Below are 16600 nucleotides of genomic sequence, written 5' to 3'. Positions count from 1 at the left end.
ACGAGATTAAAATGTTTGAGCCGCCCAGTCGATTCTTCATCGACTAAGCGGCTCAACGATCGGAGGGTCAGTGGCTGTTACTCAGCCGATTCAGCCGGGAGCGCGATCGGCTCCTCCCCTTCTTCCTCCTGCTTAATCTTCGTAACCGATGAGATCTCGTCACCTTCCCGCAGGCTGATCAGGCGTACGCCCTGGGTATTCCGGCCAATGACGCTGATGCTGCCCACCGGGGTGCGGATGGCAATCCCGGATTTATTGATGATCATCAGGTCGTCGTTGTCGGCTACGTCCAGTACCGCTACCAGCCGACCGACTTTATCCGTTACTTTCAGCGTCCCGACACCCTTTGCCCCCCGGTTGGTGATCCGGTAGCCGTCGATCTCCGACCGCTTGCCGTAGCCTTTCTCCGAAACAACCAGCAGCTGGGCTTCCGGCGAAGCGATGCAGACCATACCGACCACATGATCCGTCGGGTCCTCGTCGTCGAGCGAGATCCCCCGTACCCCGGCGGCCGTACGGCCCATGGGCCGCACCCGGCTTTCGTGGAAACGGACCGCTTTCCCCGCACTCGAAGCAATCACGATATCGTTGTCGCCGTTGGTCATGCACACCCCAATAAGCTGATCTCCCTCATCGATCGTAATGGCAATGATGCCGTTCTGACGGGGCCGCGAGAAGGCTTCCAGCATGGTTTTCTTGATGGTACCCTGCCGCGTACACATCACGAGGTAGTTATTGTTGATGTAATCCTCGTTTTTCAGGTCCGTTACGTTGATCACCGCCCGGACTTTATCGTCGGACTCGATATTGATGAAGTTAGCCAACGGTCTTCCTTTCGAAGTTCGGGTGCCTTCGGGTAATTCGTAGACCGGCAACCAGTATAACCGCCCTTTCTGGGTAAACGCCAGCAGGGTGTTGTGCATGGTGGCCGTAAAGAGGTGTTCGGTAAAATCCTCTTCTTTCGTGGCTACCGCTTTCGCCCCCACGCCCCCCCGGCTCTGCGACCGGTACTCGGTAGTTGGGGTGCGTTTGATATACCCTTCGTGCGAGATGGTGATGACCATGTCCTCGTCGGCAATGAGCGAGAGATCACTGATATTACCATCCCCCAGGGCGTTGATCTGGGTCCGGCGTTCGTCGCCGTAGCGCGCCCGAATATCGATCAGTTCTTCCCGGATAACTTCCCGCTTCCGGTCTTCGCTGGCCAGGATATCCCGCAGGTTTCTGATCTCGGCCATCAGCTCGTCGTACTCCGCCTGGAGTTTATCCCGCTCCAGTCCGGTCAACCGTTGCAGGCGCATTTCCAGAATCGCCTTCGCCTGCACGTCGCTGAGCGAGAAGCGCTCCATCAGCCCGGTACGGGCAATTTCCGGGTCACGCGACGAGCGGATGAGTTCGATGACGGCGTCGATGTTATCCAGGGCAATCAGCAGCCCTTCCAGGATGTGCGCCCGTTTTTCGGCTTCCCGCAGCTCATACTGAGTGCGCCGGGTCACTACTTCGAAGCGGTGTTCGACGTAGTATTTCATCATATCCTTCAGGTTCAGCAGCATGGGCCGTCCCTTAACGAGCGCCACGTTATTGATGCTGAAAGACGATTGCAGGGCCGTATGCTTATACAGATTGTTCAGCACCACGTTCGGGATCGCGTCTTTCCGCAGGTCGTAAACGACCCGCAGGCCATCCCGGTCCGACTCGTCCCGGAAGGCCGAAATGCCCTCGATCTTTTTCTCGTTGATGAGTTCGGCCGTTTTTTCGAGCATCACCGCCTTGTTGACCATGTACGGGACGTCCGTGACGATGATCTGGGTTTTGCCCCGGTTTTCTTCGATGGTCGCGTTGGCGCGCATCACCACACGGCCCCGGCCCGTCTTGAAAGCCGACTTCACCCCTTCCATGCCGTAGATGGTGGCCCCGGTCGGGAAATCGGGCGCTTTGACGTGCTGCATCAGTTCCTCCACCGAAATGTCGTTGTTGGCCAGATAAGCAATGATCCCGTCGACCACTTCCGTCAGGTTGTGGGGCGCCATGTTAGTCGCCATCCCGACGGCAATCCCCGACGAGCCGTTGAGCAGCAGGTTGGGAAGCTTCGCGGGCAGCACGGTGGGTTCCTCCAGCGAATCGTCGAAGTTAGGCTGAAAATCGACCGTTTCCTTATAAATGTCGGTCAGCAGTTCTTCGGCAATCCGTTTCAGCCGGGCTTCGGTATACCGCATGGCCGCCGGGGAGTCGCCGTCGATCGAGCCGAAGTTCCCCTGCCCATCCACCAGCGGATACCGCAACGACCAGTCCTGGGCCATCCGAACCATCGTATCATAAACGGAGGCATCGCCATGCGGGTGGTATTTCCCCAGGACTTCCCCCACGATACGGGCCGATTTCTTGTGGGGCTTGTTATAGTTCACACCCAGTTCAGCCATTCCGAACAGCACTCGCCGGTGCACCGGTTTGAGGCCGTCGCGGACATCGGGTAACGCACGCGAAATGATGACCGACATCGAATAATCGATGTAGGCTCCGCGCATTTCGTCCTCAATGTTGATGGGAATGATGTTACTGGGCGATTCGAGGTCGGGAGTTTCTTCCGCCATGTGTTCAAAGGAGTTTCACAGAAAATTACTATTCCGGTTCATGTATCGCTCATGAACCGCTTTATAGACAAATATACAAAATTTTCAGGAGAAACGATAAATAATCCCGCGAATAAGCCGTAAATCCCGTAGAAAGTGGCAACCCGTCGACCGACCGCAGGCGCCCGAAGCCTGGCGGCTTCCCGGTTATAATCCAAATGAAATACAAATCCCTTTCAACTAAAACCTACCTGCTTATCCCCACCCCCTGACTACGGACTGCTTATACGTCGGATCAGTGCTTAATCCGCGGATCGAAGGCAAACGGCTCGGTGTTCACCAGGGTGATCTTCGTAAATTCGGGATGAGCCGGATTGAGCAGGTAATTCCATTCGTGATCGATGATGGCCGAGGGAACCTTGAGCACTGCCGACCGACCCGCCCGCAGCCACTCCCCGCCTATCCGCTGGCAGATCACATACTGCTGGAACGCAAACCAGCCGGCGGGCAGGGTTTCGGGCGCGACGGTTTCCACCGACAGCCCATCAGGCACGTCGATCAGCATCACCCGGAAATTTTCCAGCAGCCCCTCCCCGCTCCGGTGAACCACATTCTCCAGACAGGCCAGCGCCCGTGTCGCGGCCGTGTAGATGACAAACTGGCCGCGCTCGTTCCAGCGGGCAGCGCCCCCCGAAGCTACCAACCGGTCGGCATAGGCTGCTTTGGTAATCCGGTAAACAAGCATCAGGCCAGGTCGCCGTATTCAATCCGGACGACTTCGTCCAGCACCAGGTCGATACCGCCCGAGGTATGGAGCAACTCGAACGGGACTTGATTTCCCAGGCCATAGGCGGGCTTATCCATCCACTGCCGGAAGGCCTTCGCTGAGCCGAAGACCGACTCACCCAACTGGAAGAGGGCTACGATTTTCAGCACCTTCTCACTGTCCTGCGGGTTCAGCTTCTTCTGTTCGCGCTCGTACCGCTGAAAGGTTTTCAGGGAGGTATCAAACACCTCCGCCAGTTGTTCCCGCTTGTAGCCGGTCAACTCGGCTATCTCGAAGAAACGGGTAGCGGGTACTCCTTTTAAAGCGGAGAAAACAAGCGCGGTTCGGTCGGGAGCGATCATGCGACAAAGGTACGAATTTTGTCTTAACAACCAGGAATTTTGTCCAATGGTTCGTCGGACGGTCAGCAGTCGTAATTAATCGGCTTTTTTTACCGAAAACAGGTAATAGTTCTCATCCGTTATCGAGCCATCGAACGTTTTGATGCAGGTGAAGTGATAATCCCCCTGTCGGGTGTGTAGGGTATCTGTCCGGCCCTCAACGGTGCTGTGGGGCGAATGGTAGGCCATGACCAGTAACGACGGAGGATGCACCTGCTGAAAGCGCAGGTATTTTCCGTAGATAACCGAGTCGGGCTGGCTGTTCATCCGGTCGTTCCAGTCGTGCTGGTTGAACAGCACAAACGGGCGGTAGGCCCCCACATCCAGGTAATAAATGGGCTTCTGCAGATACCAGCGTACGGCCGTCAGGTTGTCCTGAAATACCCCCGAGACCGCCATCTTCGGGTAGTGCTGCCGCAGGTGGGCGGCTACGTCCCGGGCCCGCGAAAACGGGTACCGCACATCCCGATACCAGGCGTTCAGGCCAGCCAGTACCTGAATCAGCAAAATCAGCACACCGAAGTAGCCCAGCGATAACCGATGAAATTCGTGCGCGGGGCGCTTTACGCCCTGAATCCAGTAGGCTGCAACCAGCGCCAGGGTGTAATGCCCGAAATGCCGCAGCAATCCCCGGGGTTTCTCGTAGGTAAATACAAACAGAAACAGCAGCGCGGTTCCCAGGACCAGCAGTGCGACTCGCTCTCGGGGCATGGACACGATGGCCAGCAGGAGTAAAATCCCGCCCAGGGTTAGCTTCACAGCCAGCCCGAACGGCACAAACGAGTAATTCCAGAACTGGTGCACCGAGAAATCCGTAATGGGCAAAAACCCGTGCGCAATTCCGGCCAGGGCAAAAAACAGGGTTCCGCGGTTAAATCCGGCCGACCACTCATTCAGAAAGCTGGAATCGGCCGGGGGTACGGAGCGGGTTGTCAGGAACATCCCACCCACGATGATCAGAGCCGCCAGGAACTGCGTGGGCCGAAGTGGCCATAGCCGCCGGGCATAGAACTCCTCCGCCAGCAACCCGATAGCCAGGGCCAATCCGACTAAAAAAGCAAAAACATTCGTCTGAAATAAAAGAAATAACAGCAGACTAATTTTCAGCAGATTCTGAGCAGGATTTTTCCAGAGTACGCAAATGGAACAGATCAATAATACCCCGATCTGATAATTGCGACTGATGGCTGCGTATTCATAAATAAAATAATAACTGAACAGAATCAGCGCCTTTTCCAGCGTTGTAAACGGGCTTCGAAAAAGAATCAGATACGCGCTGGCCAGCGCCAGACAACCGTGAAAGATTTGCATGGCCACCGGATTGCTCCAGAGTTTCGTAATGGGCCAGAGCAGTACGAACCACAGCAGCGGATGTCCTTCATAGCGGGCATTTTGGATTAGATCGGCGGGGGTGTCGGCACTGACGGCAATTCCCCACGACTGCAGTTCATCGCGCCACATTTCGTGTTCCCACAATACCCAGCCAATAGCCAGGGCGTAGAGCAAAAAAAGTACTCCGTTCGCTGTTTCTTTCGGTGTCAATCGCATGAGTGGATTGATTTATGCATGTGGATAGACGAGCCTGCGGAACGAGAAAAAAGTCGCTGGCAATATCCACGGAATCCGGTAAAACCGAACTACCATACGCTAAGTAGCCGACGAAAATCTTGAATTAGTCTAATCGACTCCCCGTATCGTCCGGTAAACACAAAAAGCGGGCGAATCAAAACCTAAGTGGCTGAAAATCGTTTACTGAATGATTCACTAATTATCAATCACGTTATGAAAAAGGTAAGTTTAATCGTGTTGCTGGCCGTGAGTACCCTCAGTTTCCAGGCCTGCAGCAGCAAAAAATCCGAGAGCGAACGCACGGACAGCGTGGAAACCGCCGACAGTGCCAACGAAGCCAAAGCCGATGCCGGCACGGGGCAGGATGAAGACAGCAACGAGTTTGCCGTAAAAGCTGCCAACGGCGGGATGCTGGAAGTAGAGCTGGGTCGTCTGGCGCAGGAAAAAGCCGCCAGCAAGGACGTGAAAGACTTCGGGGCGATGATGGTCAAAGACCACTCGAAAGCCAACGATGAGCTTAAATCGATTGCCGCTACCCAGAACATCACCTTGCCGTCTACCCTGGGCGAAGACGAGCAAAAACACGTGAACGATATGGCGAAGCTGTCGGGCGCGGAGTTCGACAAGAAATACGTCAGCATGATGGTCGACGACCACAAGGAAGACATCGACCTGTTCAAAAAAACAGCCGAAGACGACAAGACCAACCCGGCGGTGAAGAGTTTCGCGTCGAAAACCCTGCCGACGCTCCAGAAACACATGGATGCCATCAGCGCCATCGATAAGAAAATGCGTTAACCGCTCATCTGGCCGCTCCTGCCACGGATATCCTATCCTTCACAGGCGGAGCGGCCTGGCTAGTCTATCCTATGAAAACGATTTTCATGACCGCCTGTCTGCTGCTGACCGTCGGGCTTGTTCAGGTAACCCGGGCGCAGTCGACCACGGGTGGCCGCAGTGGTGGCTCAACGGCATCTACGGGAGCCGGGTACGAGAGTTCGGGCAAACGCCCCGCCGAAACGAGTGCGTCCAGCATGACCATTGCCGACGAAGGCGCTTCCCGCGCTTACATGTACGTTCCGCCGGGAGCGGGCAAAAAAAACCGATCGGCTTCCCCCGATGGATCGGGATCGCACCCGACTACTTCCCCATCGACTCATACTCGTAAATCAGGCGATAAAGGCGACAAATCGACCGGTACCGTACGCGGAGTTCCGCATTCCTGAACGAGTGGCTTACTTCCCCAGATCCAGCATCTGGGCGAGCCGGCGATTCAGGGATTTATCGGCTTTCGCATCCAGTACGCCATAATACTCCTCCAGGGGAGCGTTATGGCGTATCAGTGCTTCTTTGATCTCCAGAAAAGCGCGGGAATTCAGGTATTCGATGTACAGCCAGTCTTCTTTCCGGAGCAGGGCAAACAGGGTTCGGATGGTCAGTTCCCCGTTCGTTCGCGCAGACGTGCCGACCCGTCGGCTGTTGACGATGCGATAGACCAGGTCCCGGGCGTTGATGGTAAGCCCCAGCCGACTCAGGGACAGATCCGGCAACCGATCGATAAAGGCATTCCGGCGGTCGGTTTCTTTCTGGACCGTTTCGGCGATGGCCAGCAGTTCATCCAGGGATAACGATCGGATGTGTTGGGAAAACGTCATGCAGCTCAGGCGGGGTTCGATTTCTGCCAGCAATATTAACACAGAAACCGATAGGCTCGGGCGGAAGACAGTACCGGGGGCCGGGTTCAGCCGGGCGGATATATGCTTTTTTTATCACCTCACCCCTACCCCACAACTCTCTCATTACAAAGTGATTAGCTGTTTACCTACCCGACTATACCTTTTATACCTAACAGGACTATACCTAAACGAAAATAGCCGTGAGCCAGCACGCTCATACCCCATGGCCGCTCGCTGGGCACCTACCGCACGAGTATAGACTACTTATCTGCGATATAAACGATAAAATTCCTGTTGGTTGCAATCAAGAAACCAGACTCGCTCAAACCCGTATACCGTTTGTCGCCCGCCCGACGCTTCGTTTCTCCTACCGACTTCCGGCTTATTTCGCCGGTTCGGCTGTTGATTAGGCCTGTCTGAACAGCGGTCACTCAAAACCATCAGCCGCGAGTCGGGTTACCCAAAGAAGCAAATTCAATTTTACACGTTCATCAAGTAAGCGATGGAACAACCCCACAAATCCGAGCGGGGACGGAAAACTACCCTGATCGGCATAGCCGTCAGTATAGCCCTGCTGCTGATCAAAGGCACGGCCGGCTGGCTGGGGCATTCTTACGCCCTGATCGCCGATGCCATCGAATCGGGGACGGATGTGGTAACCTCTTCGTTTGTATGGCTCGGCTTGTGGGTAGCCGCCCGCAGACCCGACGAAAATCATCCCTACGGCCACGGGAAGGCCGAACCCCTGGCGGCCATCGTCGTTTCCCTGGCTTTGCTGGGTGCCGCCATCCTCATTGCGGTAGAAAGCATTCGGAATATCCAGGTTCCGCACGAGATTCCGGCCCCGTTTACCCTGGCGGTACTGGCGGGTGTCGTCATCGTTAAAGAAGTACTTTTCCGGCGAATCGCCCAGGTGGGCGCCGAAACCGAAAGCAGTGCCGTCAAAGCCGATGCCTGGCACCATCGCAGCGATGCCATCACGTCTTTGACAGCTTTTGTGGGAATCAGCATCGCCCTCATCGGCGGACCCGGCTACGAAAGTGCCGACGACTGGGCGGCCCTGCTGGCCTCGGGTTTCATTGTCTTCAACGCTTATCACATTTTCCGGCCCTCCTTTGGCGAGATCATGGACGAATCGCCGGCGGGCGACTGGAAAGCAGAGCTCGAAGCGATTGCCCTGACGGTTCCGAACGTCAGCCGGGTCGAGAAATGCCTGGTTCGTAAAACCGGGTTCGACTACTTCGTGGACATGCACGTGCAGGTGCCCGAGCACCTGACCGTTAGGCAGGGTCACGACATTGCGCATGCCGTCAAGCGTAAGATCATGGCTAAAAAGCCGGCGATCTACGACGTGTTGATTCATATCGAACCGACCTGACAGCTTCTCCCGACTGAACCGGGCATCGGGGTGAGCGTTTCTCAGGCCGCTACGGGCTAACGGGATTTTATCAGTCGGGGTCTTTGCTGAGCACGGAGACAATCACGCTCGATGGCTGCCGGGGCGAGAAATATACCCGGTGGGTCGCTTTCTGAAAATCGGCCGCAGTCGCCTGGTAGATGTTGACGAATGTCTGCGGGTTCCGGTCGACCAGCGGAAACCACGAACTCTGCACCTGCACCATGAGCTTATGTCCTTTCCTGAACGTGTGGGCCGCGTCCTGCATGTCGAACTTCACCTCCGTCACCTCGCCGGGCTTCATTGGCTCGGGCTTCGAAAAACTGTTCCGGAATTTGGCCCGCATGACCTCCCCGCGGACCATTAGCTGAAACCCGCCCATTTTCGTACCCGGAATCGGGCTATTGTTGGGCGCGTTGGCCGGGTACACATCGATGAGCTTGACCACGAAGTCGGCATCGGTCCCCGTCGTCGAGACGAACAGATCGGCCAGTACGTTACCCGAAATGGTCAGGTCCTGGGTCAGCGTGTCCGACTCGTAAACGACCACGTCGGGGCGGGTGGCAGCAAACCGCTGGTCTTCGTACATGAAATCGCTGCCGCGGACAGTACGAATTTCAGCCGTGTAAGGCACCGGTTTTTTGGGGTCGCTGACGTACTCGTCGAAAGGCGTCTGACTGGCCGAGGGCGCGTCGAACGACAGCTTTCCGTTGGGGTGGAAATACAGGCGTTTTTCCTGAGCGGTTTTCGGGGGCCACTGGTCATATTTTTTCCACTGGTTGGTACCCGTCTCGAAAATGTAGGCTTTAGGCAGCTGCGGATCGGGCTTGTCTTTGAGGTAATGCCCGAAAAACGGAAATTCGATCGTTTCCCGAAAAAACGGCGCGGTCTTCGCGTCGAAGCGGATGTTTCCCAGACTTTCGCCCGTGGAGCGCGACCAGCCGCCGTGAATCCAGGGGCCCATGACCAGCAGATTCGGCGACTTCGGATGGTTGCGTTCGATACCCGCGAAGGTTTTCAACGGTCCGTACAAATCTTCCTGATCGAACCAGCCACCGACGGTCATCACGGCGGGTTTGATATTCTTCAGGTACGGCACCGGCGTGCAGGCCTGCCAGAATTCATCGTAGGCTTCGTGGTCCATCATTTCCTTCCAGATAGCGTTCTGGCCCTTGAAAATGGTCTCATCGGCGTTTTTGACCGGCCCCAGGTTTAGGTAAAATTCGTAGCCACTGGGGGTACCGTAGGCCGAAAAGCCGGGACTGTTCTTGGGCGTGGGTGTGGGGCGCGGCTGTCCGTACGACGACAGGAACGCAAACGTACCCATCAGAAAAAACGCGCCGTTGTGGTGGCGGTCGTCGCCCATAAACCAGTCCGTCACCGGGGCCTGGGGCGACGCCACTTTCAGGGCGGGATGCGCATCGATGAGAGTTTCGGTGGTGTAGAAGCCTGGTGCCGAAATGCCCCAGGTGCCGACGCGCCCGTTATTGTTCGGGATGTTTTTGAGCAGCCAGTCGATGGTATCGTAGGTATCGGTGGTTTCGTCGATGTCGGTTTTCTTTTTCTTGGCCGGGTTATACGGCCGGACCGCCACAAACTCTCCCTCCGACATGTACCGCCCCCGAACGTCCTGGTAGACGATGATATAGCCATCCCGCGCAAAGAGCATCGACGGTCCCAGCGAGGTTTTGTATTTATCCTCGCCGTAGGGCGCTACGCTGTAGGGTGTACGGTCCAGCAGGATCGGGTATTTCTGATCCGTGGATTTCGGTACGTAAATTGACGTGAACAGCTTCACTCCGTCGCGCATCGGGACCATACGCTCCAGCTTGGTGTAGTTTTCGCGGATGTACAGCGAATCCTGCTTATTGGCGGGGGGTGCCTGGGCGATTAGCCGGTGCGCGAGCAGAGAGAGAACGAGCAGCAGCGAAGCGGCTTTGGATAGCGAAGTAACGATTGTCATGTATATCGAACAGGTTGCGCTGTAAAATTCAGAAAAAAGTTGTTTTCAACCCAGAGCCACGGAGGGCACAGAGGCTATTTTTCTCTGTGTTCTCCGTGGCTCTGGGTTGAAAATCAACCTTAGTACACCGAAGAAGCGGGGATGCGCTCGGCTTTGGCAAAGGCCGACCGGTACCCCGCTTCGATCGGCGGTAGTTCCGCCCGCTTCCCCTGCAGGATCAGCGCCCGGTGCAGCCCGACCAGCGCCCAGCCATTCCCCGGCTGATGCACCAGATTCTGCCGGTAGACGGCTTCGGCTTCTTTTCCTTTTTTCAGGGTCAGCAGATACGCGCCTAAAAACTGCCGGGCGGGCAGCGGCCAGTCACTGGGTTCGGTATAAATGAGCTGATCTTCAATAGCAATCGCCTGCTGAAGACTGGCCAGTGCCTGCGCCTGCTTTTGCTCCGCAACCAGTAAGGATGCTTCCAAGATATGGGCAGCAATCTGCGCCACGGGCAAGGACGCATTGAACGGAATCCGGCGCTTTTCGAGGATCGGGTCGGTCAATCGGTCGCGGAGTCCCTGCAACTGCTTGCGGGCTTCCGGTAGTTTGCCCGTCCGGGTATACGCCATTCCCCGGGCGAAATGATCCAGCAGGGTAGCATACCCCCAGGTTTCGTACGGTTTTTCGGTGGCCAGAATTTCCGCCCACTTCCCCAGCCTGACCAGCGTCAGCGAAGGCAGCATGTACAGGTATTGATCGTAACTAGCAGCGGCCGTCGGCGACACCGACCGACGGCAACGCAGGGCATCCCGCAGCCCGGTTTCGTACATTCCTCCGGTAAGGGCACAGTACGTTTGCACCGCAAAATAATGCGGGGAATGTTTCACCAGCCCCAGGTGGGCAGCCAGGGAGTCATAGTGTAACAGATTCGCGTCGGCTGCGTCGTTGACAACCACACCCTGCGCATACAGCCCGTTGCGCTGGTATTCATGGCTTGCCATATGGACCATATGCGCCACCCCGGGCAGCAGGGTTTTGAGTTTATCGGCATTGGCCAGTGCCACCTGCGGCTGCCGGGAGGCTTCGGTCAGGTGGATGTGGTAATGCAGGGCGGCCGGGTGATTGGGGGTTTGTTTCAGTACGGCTTCCGCCAGATCGACGACTTCCGGGGTCCAGGGTTTCGGCTTCCCATCAGGCGTCCAGAAATCCCAGGCATGGATGAGCATGACCGCATCCACGTAGAGCATTTTAATATCCGGATCATCGAATTCGGCCATCAGCTGACGGGTCGCGTCGGCATATGCCTGATTGAGTTTTTTCCGTTCGGCATCGAGCGGATCGGCCCCGTATCGGGTATTCATCACCTGCATCAGCCGTTTCTCCTTCGGATTAGCGTTGGCGGTCAGCTCGTTCATGCGCGCCAGCACCGTGGGCATGTCTGCCGGAACGGTATAGGTATGAGCGGCATTGTAATAAGGCCCCCCTGCCAGCGCCTGCCCCCACCAGGCCATCGGGCAGGCAGGGTCCTGCCGGGCGGCTTCTTTGAAGGAGGCCATGGCCTCCTTCATGTGGTAGCTGTAATACATCGTCAGACCCTGGTCGAAATAAAACTGGGCGCTATCCACCTTTTTCGAAATCGGGTACGAATAGGTTCCCCAACCCGGCATCGGCCCGATAAACTTGCCGTTTGGCAACGGGTCGACCCGAGTAGCGGCACTGGCTCCGCACACAGCGATGCTTCCGGCCATTTCGGCTTCAGGACTACGCAGGTTTGTCCATACCACATAGACCACCGATAGAATCGGTAGAATTAGCACCAGTAGACTGTTTTTCATAGCAGGTTATTTATGCGTCGTTTCAGATAAACAGGATTTCCGATCCCAGAACCGAATGCGTTAGGTGTAGGAATTTCCAAAATACCAGCATCAGGCGAATAAGAGGTTGGCAAAAAACCGGGACTGTTTGCATAGGGGGTATTGACTCTCTTTACCGCTTCGGGAATCTTTCAGGTTAATGATCACTACCATTTCTGGTAAGACTACATAGCTTAGTTTGGTATAGGGACCAGCTGCTGACGCAATGCACTAAATTCGGCGTGGGCTCGCCCAATATATGGCATTTTCGATAAGGTTTCAATAACGTCGAACAGCTTTTGCATTTACATCGTCGCCGTGTCATGCCCCATTCCCCACCCAGATTGATATGATGCCAGGTATGGGTGGACGTTCGTGGCAATTCCCCTCGGTTTTTTCATGGCGACACGGCGGCTCGTCGGCTGACCTGCCCCACCAAACTGGCGGTGGCCTGCCGACTTTGGTAGTACTGCTCCTTGAGATTGTCCACACAATCAATCAGTGCTCCCGCGACCGCCTTATTGAGCGTCTGAATCAGGGCATCGGCTGCATGCAGGTATTGGTGGGTAATGAAAGTAAAGCCTTTTCCAGGCCCCTGTCCGTAGACACGCACATACACCTGGCGCTCATGGATAGACTGGGCCTTAACTGGTGAAGTACCGACTAAAAGCAGGCTAGTCAGCCATGGAATGGGATCGGCAATCAGTTTCATATTGTCTTCTGTACCTAAGTGTGGCTTCGAGTGTTATACTTTTTTGCGTTTATCGTCTGCATATAGAGTCGCTATAAATGCCCCAATAAAGGAACAGAATAGGAATACTCCTTCATCTCAGGCTGGAGCGTTTACTGAGATTGGACTTGCAACAAAGCTCTGGACGAAGTAGCTGTTACACGTTTTTAAGCTACTTCCTGGTATTGCCAGTTGTAATAATCAAATGGAGCAAGATCGGTTATCACTGGCCGGGCTGCCGACGCCATACCTTTGTTGTCAGCCCGGTGGCCTGTGCCATTGTACCGTAACAACGGCCCACTTTTCAGAAAATCTGTTCAGTGAATAGCAAGCAACGACACCTATTGAACGGGAAGTTTCTTTCTTGGCTCGCTCTTATGAGAAGCACTTAAGGCAACTAATAGCAAAACAATACGAATGCATATGGACTTTATCGTATTAAGTAGGTAATGTAGTAAAACAAAAACTCAACGATAATGAATCAACCGCAAAAAGATGCGAAGTACCCCGTCTCAACCGATGCAGACAACCATGGCAATGCTTTACCAGATATACCATCGGCCCATGATGTTACAGCGAAATCAGTGCATACAATACCCGTCGATAAACCCATAACGACCGACAACCGCTCACCCCTGACGACAAATGTAGGCCAACCCGTTGCCGATGACCAGAACTCCCTGCGCGCTGGTGAACGCGGACCCACACTCCTGGAAGACTTTCTGCTCCGGGAGAAACTGCAGCACTTCGACCATGAACGCATTCCCGAGCGCATTGTGCATGCCCGGGGCGCAGCCGCTCACGGACACTTCCAGCTCTACGAATCACTGGAAGCGCTTACGACGGCTAAAGTACTCACGGATACCTCCCTTCAAACTCCCGTTTTTGTGCGTTTCTCGACCGTGGCCGGATCACGCGGTTCTGCGGATACTGCTCGTGACGTTCGTGGTTTCGCCGTCAAGATGTATACTCCCGAGGGAAACTGGGACATTGTAGGTAATAATATTCCGGTGTTCTTTATTCAGGATGCCATTAAATTTCCTGATTTAATCCACGCGGCCAAACCCGAACCAGACCGCGAAATTCCGCAGGCGGCCACGGCCCACGATACGTTTTGGGACTTTATTTCGCTCACGCCCGAATCCATGCACATGATTATGTGGATTATGAGCGATCGCTCGATTCCCCGCAGCTTCGCCACGATGGAAGGGTTTGGTGTGCACACCTTCCGCCTGATCAATGCGCAGGGCAAATCGACTTTCGTCAAATTTCACTGGAAACCCCTTCTGGGTGTTCACTCTCTGGTATGGGATGAAGCCCAGCAGATAGCGGGCAAAGACCCCGATTTTCACCGTCGGGACATGTCCGACTCCATTAAGGAAGGGAACTTTCTGGAATGGGAACTGGGGATTCAGACGCTGGCCGAAGAAGACGAACAGAAATACGATTTCGACATCCTGGATGCCACCAAGCTGTGGCCCGAAGAGTTACTGCCCGTTCGCCGAGTGGGTAAGATGACGCTGAACCGCAATCCCGATAATTACTTTGCCGAGACGGAGCAGGTCGCCTTTAATACCACCAATGTGGTACCAGGGATCAGTTTCAGTAACGATCCTCTGTTGCAGGGCCGTAATTTCTCCTACCTGGATACACAGTTGAGCCGACTGGGCAGCCCTAACTTCACCGAATTACCCATTAATCGTCCGGTTGCTATCGTATCAAACAACCAGCGCGATGCCCAAATGCGGTACACCATCGATAAAGGGCGGGTGTCCTATGCACCCGCGTCGCTCGATGGCCATTCTCCCGACGAAGTAACGCCCAGCCAGGGTGGTTACCAGACTTACCCTGAAACCGTGAGTGGCCCTAAAATACGGGTACGCAGCCGAACCTTTGACGATCATTACGGACAGGCTAAACTATTCTGGAACAGCATGAGCGGTCCCGAGAAGGAGCACATTGTGAAGGCGCTTCAGTTCGAGCTGAGCAAAGTAGAAACCCGTTCTGTTCGTCAGCGAATGATAAAGCATCTGCAACAGATCAATGGCATGCTGGCCGATCAGGTAGCTGCGGCACTGGGTGAACCAGCGATGGACGGCCTGGCACGGGGTTCGGCCGACTCCGTTCAGGGAGCCCGGAAGCTGGCCGAGGCTACGTCGGAAACAACCGCGTCGGGTGGCTTACAAACGTCGAAAGCGTTGAGTATGGAAGGCCAGCCCGGCGGTCCCAAAGGGCGAAAAATCGCCATTTTGGTAGTCGATGACAGGGCTGTTGATCAAATCATTGCGCTCAAAAAAGCACTCAAAAAAGTGGGTGCTCTGGGTGAGCTGGTGGGATCAAGTTTGGGTATGCTCGGTGAGTCAATGGAGATCACCAAAACGTTTGCTAACACCAGTCCGGCCCTGTTTGATGCCGTATTTGTGCCGGGGGGTGCAGGAGCCGATACCTTGAAATCCATGGGCGATGTCTGCGTCTTTTTAGCTCAGACTTACAAGCACGGCAAAGCCATCGGCGTCTTGGGCGAAGCGGTAGAGTTATTGAGGAAAGCCTTGCCCGAAGGAGCCGCGTTCAATGAGATGGGTGTAGTTTCGGAACAAGACGCTCATAAGCAGGATCAAGCCATTGATCAATTCGTAACCATCGTGGGTTCCCGGAACTGGAACCGGCCCGCTCTGGAGATGGTCGCGGCCTAACTACATTGAATTTGTTACCTGGTAGGCCCCCTGGAAAGCCGTGCCCTTAGAGAAGGGCACGGCTTTCCAGGGGGCCTACCTTTTTACTACAGGAGATAGCCGTCCCCAAAGGCGCATGCAACAAACCTTACTACTCTTAAAAACGCGGGATCGTTTCATGAGCTACTTGCACAGAGTTTATAGGCGACTTTTTCCACCAATAAATGAACGTTTATTGGTGGAAAAAGTCGCCTATCTTAGTACAGAATTACATCCGGCTTACCGAACCCTCTATTTTCTGGCACACATTGCAGGGTAGTCTCGCCGGCTCTTATCGCCAGAATCGTCGCGTCGATGACATCATCTTGTTTCACCTCTTTCCGTTTCGTCATCATTAGTGTGGTTGCGATCACATGCGGGTATCGCTCGGCATACCTGGCAATGATTGCCAGTCTGTCGGTCGCCCCTTCATGAGTCGACTTTTTCGACAGCAACGATTGCCGCTGGTTGAGATAGTAAAAGCTAAGCTCAGGATGGGCTTCGTGCAAGGGATAGGCTGGATGATCAAGTCGAAACTGGTTCGCTTCCTTTATTTTTCCGCATATATGCCAGGTTTGTTTTGAGACGCCTTTGCCGGTGTGTAGCCTGTTGAGACGATTTGCCTCGGCATACGTGGCTGCGTATACGGCTGCCCGGTGTGGTGTAAAAAAGATGGAGGCTCTTTTTTTAGCGCCCAGTAACACTTGAGCCGCCACTTCGCAGCTCCGATAGGTGGTGTCAGCAAAGTGGAGCGGTATATCGATTAAGGCTAGCCTGGCGGGGAAAGCTTGTAGCTCATCCAAGCTACGTATAAGGCTATGATGCAGCTTAGCTTCTTGGTCAATACTGGCAACCAGCCAACCACCCCGACATCCATCTATTCCTACATACATAGCTAGCTACATCCTACTTCTGAATGGATTGACCAAGATAGGGCGTTAGTTATTTTAGATCGGTCACCAAAACCAGCGTATTCTGGGATT

General features: G+C 54.8%; 13 protein-coding genes. 4 read left to right on the top strand and 9 right to left on the bottom strand.

Annotated features, from left to right (window positions below):
- Positions 1–77: 77 nt before the first annotated feature.
- The 4 genes from gyrA to ACYVC2_RS13255 form a co-directional block, all read right to left on the bottom strand.
- Entirely contained in the window at positions 78–2591 is a 2514-nt protein-coding gene (gene gyrA, locus ACYVC2_RS13270; protein WP_461102910.1) for a DNA gyrase subunit A, read from the bottom strand.
- Between the two features lie 274 nt (positions 2592–2865).
- Positions 2866–3315 (bottom strand): RES family NAD+ phosphorylase, encoded by a 450-nt coding sequence (locus ACYVC2_RS13265; protein WP_461102909.1) that lies wholly within the window; start codon positions 3313–3315, stop codon positions 2866–2868.
- A complete protein-coding gene (parS, locus tag ACYVC2_RS13260) occupies positions 3315–3698 on the bottom strand; it encodes a type II RES/Xre toxin-antitoxin system antitoxin (protein WP_461102908.1) in 384 nt (127 codons plus the stop codon). The genes ACYVC2_RS13265 and parS overlap by 1 nt, the downstream gene beginning before the upstream one ends.
- 75 nt (positions 3699–3773) lie before the next feature.
- Positions 3774–5285 (bottom strand): hypothetical protein, encoded by a 1512-nt coding sequence (locus ACYVC2_RS13255; RefSeq protein WP_461102907.1) that lies wholly within the window; start codon positions 5283–5285, stop codon positions 3774–3776.
- 234 nt (positions 5286–5519) lie between these two features.
- Here ACYVC2_RS13255 and ACYVC2_RS13250 point away from each other — a divergent pair, with 234 nt between their 5' ends.
- Positions 5520–6104, top strand: a complete 585-nt coding sequence (locus ACYVC2_RS13250) for a DUF4142 domain-containing protein (RefSeq protein ID WP_461102906.1) — start codon at positions 5520–5522, stop codon at positions 6102–6104.
- Positions 6105–6175: 71 nt separating this feature from the next.
- Positions 6176–6532, top strand: coding sequence for a hypothetical protein (locus ACYVC2_RS13245; RefSeq protein WP_461102905.1), 357 nt, complete (start codon positions 6176–6178; stop codon positions 6530–6532).
- A 9-nt stretch (positions 6533–6541) separates the two neighbouring features.
- Here the strand turns inward: ACYVC2_RS13245 and ACYVC2_RS13240 are convergent, their stop codons facing one another.
- Complete coding sequence (locus ACYVC2_RS13240) at positions 6542–6961, bottom strand: hypothetical protein (RefSeq protein WP_461102904.1); 420 nt, start codon at positions 6959–6961, stop codon at positions 6542–6544.
- Between the two features lie 523 nt (positions 6962–7484).
- Here ACYVC2_RS13240 and ACYVC2_RS13235 point away from each other — a divergent pair.
- On the top strand, positions 7485–8360 hold the full coding sequence (locus tag ACYVC2_RS13235; RefSeq protein ID WP_461102903.1) for a cation diffusion facilitator family transporter: 876 nt from the start codon (positions 7485–7487) through the stop codon (positions 8358–8360).
- A 70-nt stretch (positions 8361–8430) separates the two neighbouring features.
- Here ACYVC2_RS13235 and ACYVC2_RS13230 read toward each other — a convergent pair whose 3' ends face one another.
- From ACYVC2_RS13230 to ACYVC2_RS13220, 3 genes are all read right to left on the bottom strand, one after another.
- The gene (locus ACYVC2_RS13230; protein WP_461102902.1) at positions 8431–10341 is read right to left on the bottom strand and encodes a CocE/NonD family hydrolase; all 1911 of its coding nucleotides are present in this window, start codon (positions 10339–10341) and stop codon (positions 8431–8433) included.
- A gap of 119 nt (positions 10342–10460) precedes the next feature.
- On the bottom strand, positions 10461–12158 hold the full coding sequence (locus tag ACYVC2_RS13225; protein WP_461102901.1) for a hypothetical protein: 1698 nt from the start codon (positions 12156–12158) through the stop codon (positions 10461–10463).
- 415 nt (positions 12159–12573) lie between these two features.
- Positions 12574–12888 (bottom strand): hypothetical protein, encoded by a 315-nt coding sequence (locus tag ACYVC2_RS13220; protein WP_461102900.1) that lies wholly within the window; start codon positions 12886–12888, stop codon positions 12574–12576.
- Positions 12889–13382: 494 nt separating this feature from the next.
- Between ACYVC2_RS13220 and ACYVC2_RS13215 the strand changes: the two genes are divergently transcribed.
- Positions 13383–15599: a catalase gene (locus ACYVC2_RS13215; protein WP_461102899.1), complete on the top strand. Its 2217-nt coding sequence runs from the start codon at positions 13383–13385 to the stop codon at positions 15597–15599.
- Positions 15600–15835: 236 nt separating this feature from the next.
- On the opposite strand, the gene ACYVC2_RS13210 is transcribed toward ACYVC2_RS13215, so the two are convergent.
- Positions 15836–16510, bottom strand: coding sequence for a DUF429 domain-containing protein (locus tag ACYVC2_RS13210; protein WP_461102898.1), 675 nt, complete (start codon positions 16508–16510; stop codon positions 15836–15838).
- Positions 16511–16600: the final 90 nt, after the last annotated feature.

The organism is Spirosoma koreense (assembly GCF_054777875.1).
This window is presented reverse-complemented; position numbering and strand designations above follow the sequence as displayed.

What these genes read in the sequence shown, in the direction of transcription:
- gyrA (WP_461102910.1), bottom strand. Translation starts at nt 2,591, where the DNA reads ATGGCGGAAGAAACTCCCGACCTCGAATCGCCCAGTAACATCATTCCC.
- ACYVC2_RS13265 (WP_461102909.1), bottom strand. Translation starts at nt 3,315, where the DNA reads ATGCTTGTTTACCGGATTACCAAAGCAGCCTATGCCGACCGGTTGGTA.
- parS (WP_461102908.1), bottom strand. Translation starts at nt 3,698, where the DNA reads ATGATCGCTCCCGACCGAACCGCGCTTGTTTTCTCCGCTTTAAAAGGA.
- ACYVC2_RS13255 (WP_461102907.1), bottom strand. Translation starts at nt 5,285, where the DNA reads ATGCGATTGACACCGAAAGAAACAGCGAACGGAGTACTTTTTTTGCTC.
- ACYVC2_RS13250 (WP_461102906.1), top strand. Translation starts at nt 5,520, where the DNA reads ATGAAAAAGGTAAGTTTAATCGTGTTGCTGGCCGTGAGTACCCTCAGT.
- ACYVC2_RS13245 (WP_461102905.1), top strand. Translation starts at nt 6,176, where the DNA reads ATGAAAACGATTTTCATGACCGCCTGTCTGCTGCTGACCGTCGGGCTT.
- ACYVC2_RS13240 (WP_461102904.1), bottom strand. Translation starts at nt 6,961, where the DNA reads ATGACGTTTTCCCAACACATCCGATCGTTATCCCTGGATGAACTGCTG.
- ACYVC2_RS13235 (WP_461102903.1), top strand. Translation starts at nt 7,485, where the DNA reads ATGGAACAACCCCACAAATCCGAGCGGGGACGGAAAACTACCCTGATC.
- ACYVC2_RS13230 (WP_461102902.1), bottom strand. Translation starts at nt 10,341, where the DNA reads ATGACAATCGTTACTTCGCTATCCAAAGCCGCTTCGCTGCTGCTCGTT.
- ACYVC2_RS13225 (WP_461102901.1), bottom strand. Translation starts at nt 12,158, where the DNA reads ATGAAAAACAGTCTACTGGTGCTAATTCTACCGATTCTATCGGTGGTC.
- ACYVC2_RS13220 (WP_461102900.1), bottom strand. Translation starts at nt 12,888, where the DNA reads ATGAAACTGATTGCCGATCCCATTCCATGGCTGACTAGCCTGCTTTTA.
- ACYVC2_RS13215 (WP_461102899.1), top strand. Translation starts at nt 13,383, where the DNA reads ATGAATCAACCGCAAAAAGATGCGAAGTACCCCGTCTCAACCGATGCA.
- ACYVC2_RS13210 (WP_461102898.1), bottom strand. Translation starts at nt 16,510, where the DNA reads ATGTATGTAGGAATAGATGGATGTCGGGGTGGTTGGCTGGTTGCCAGT.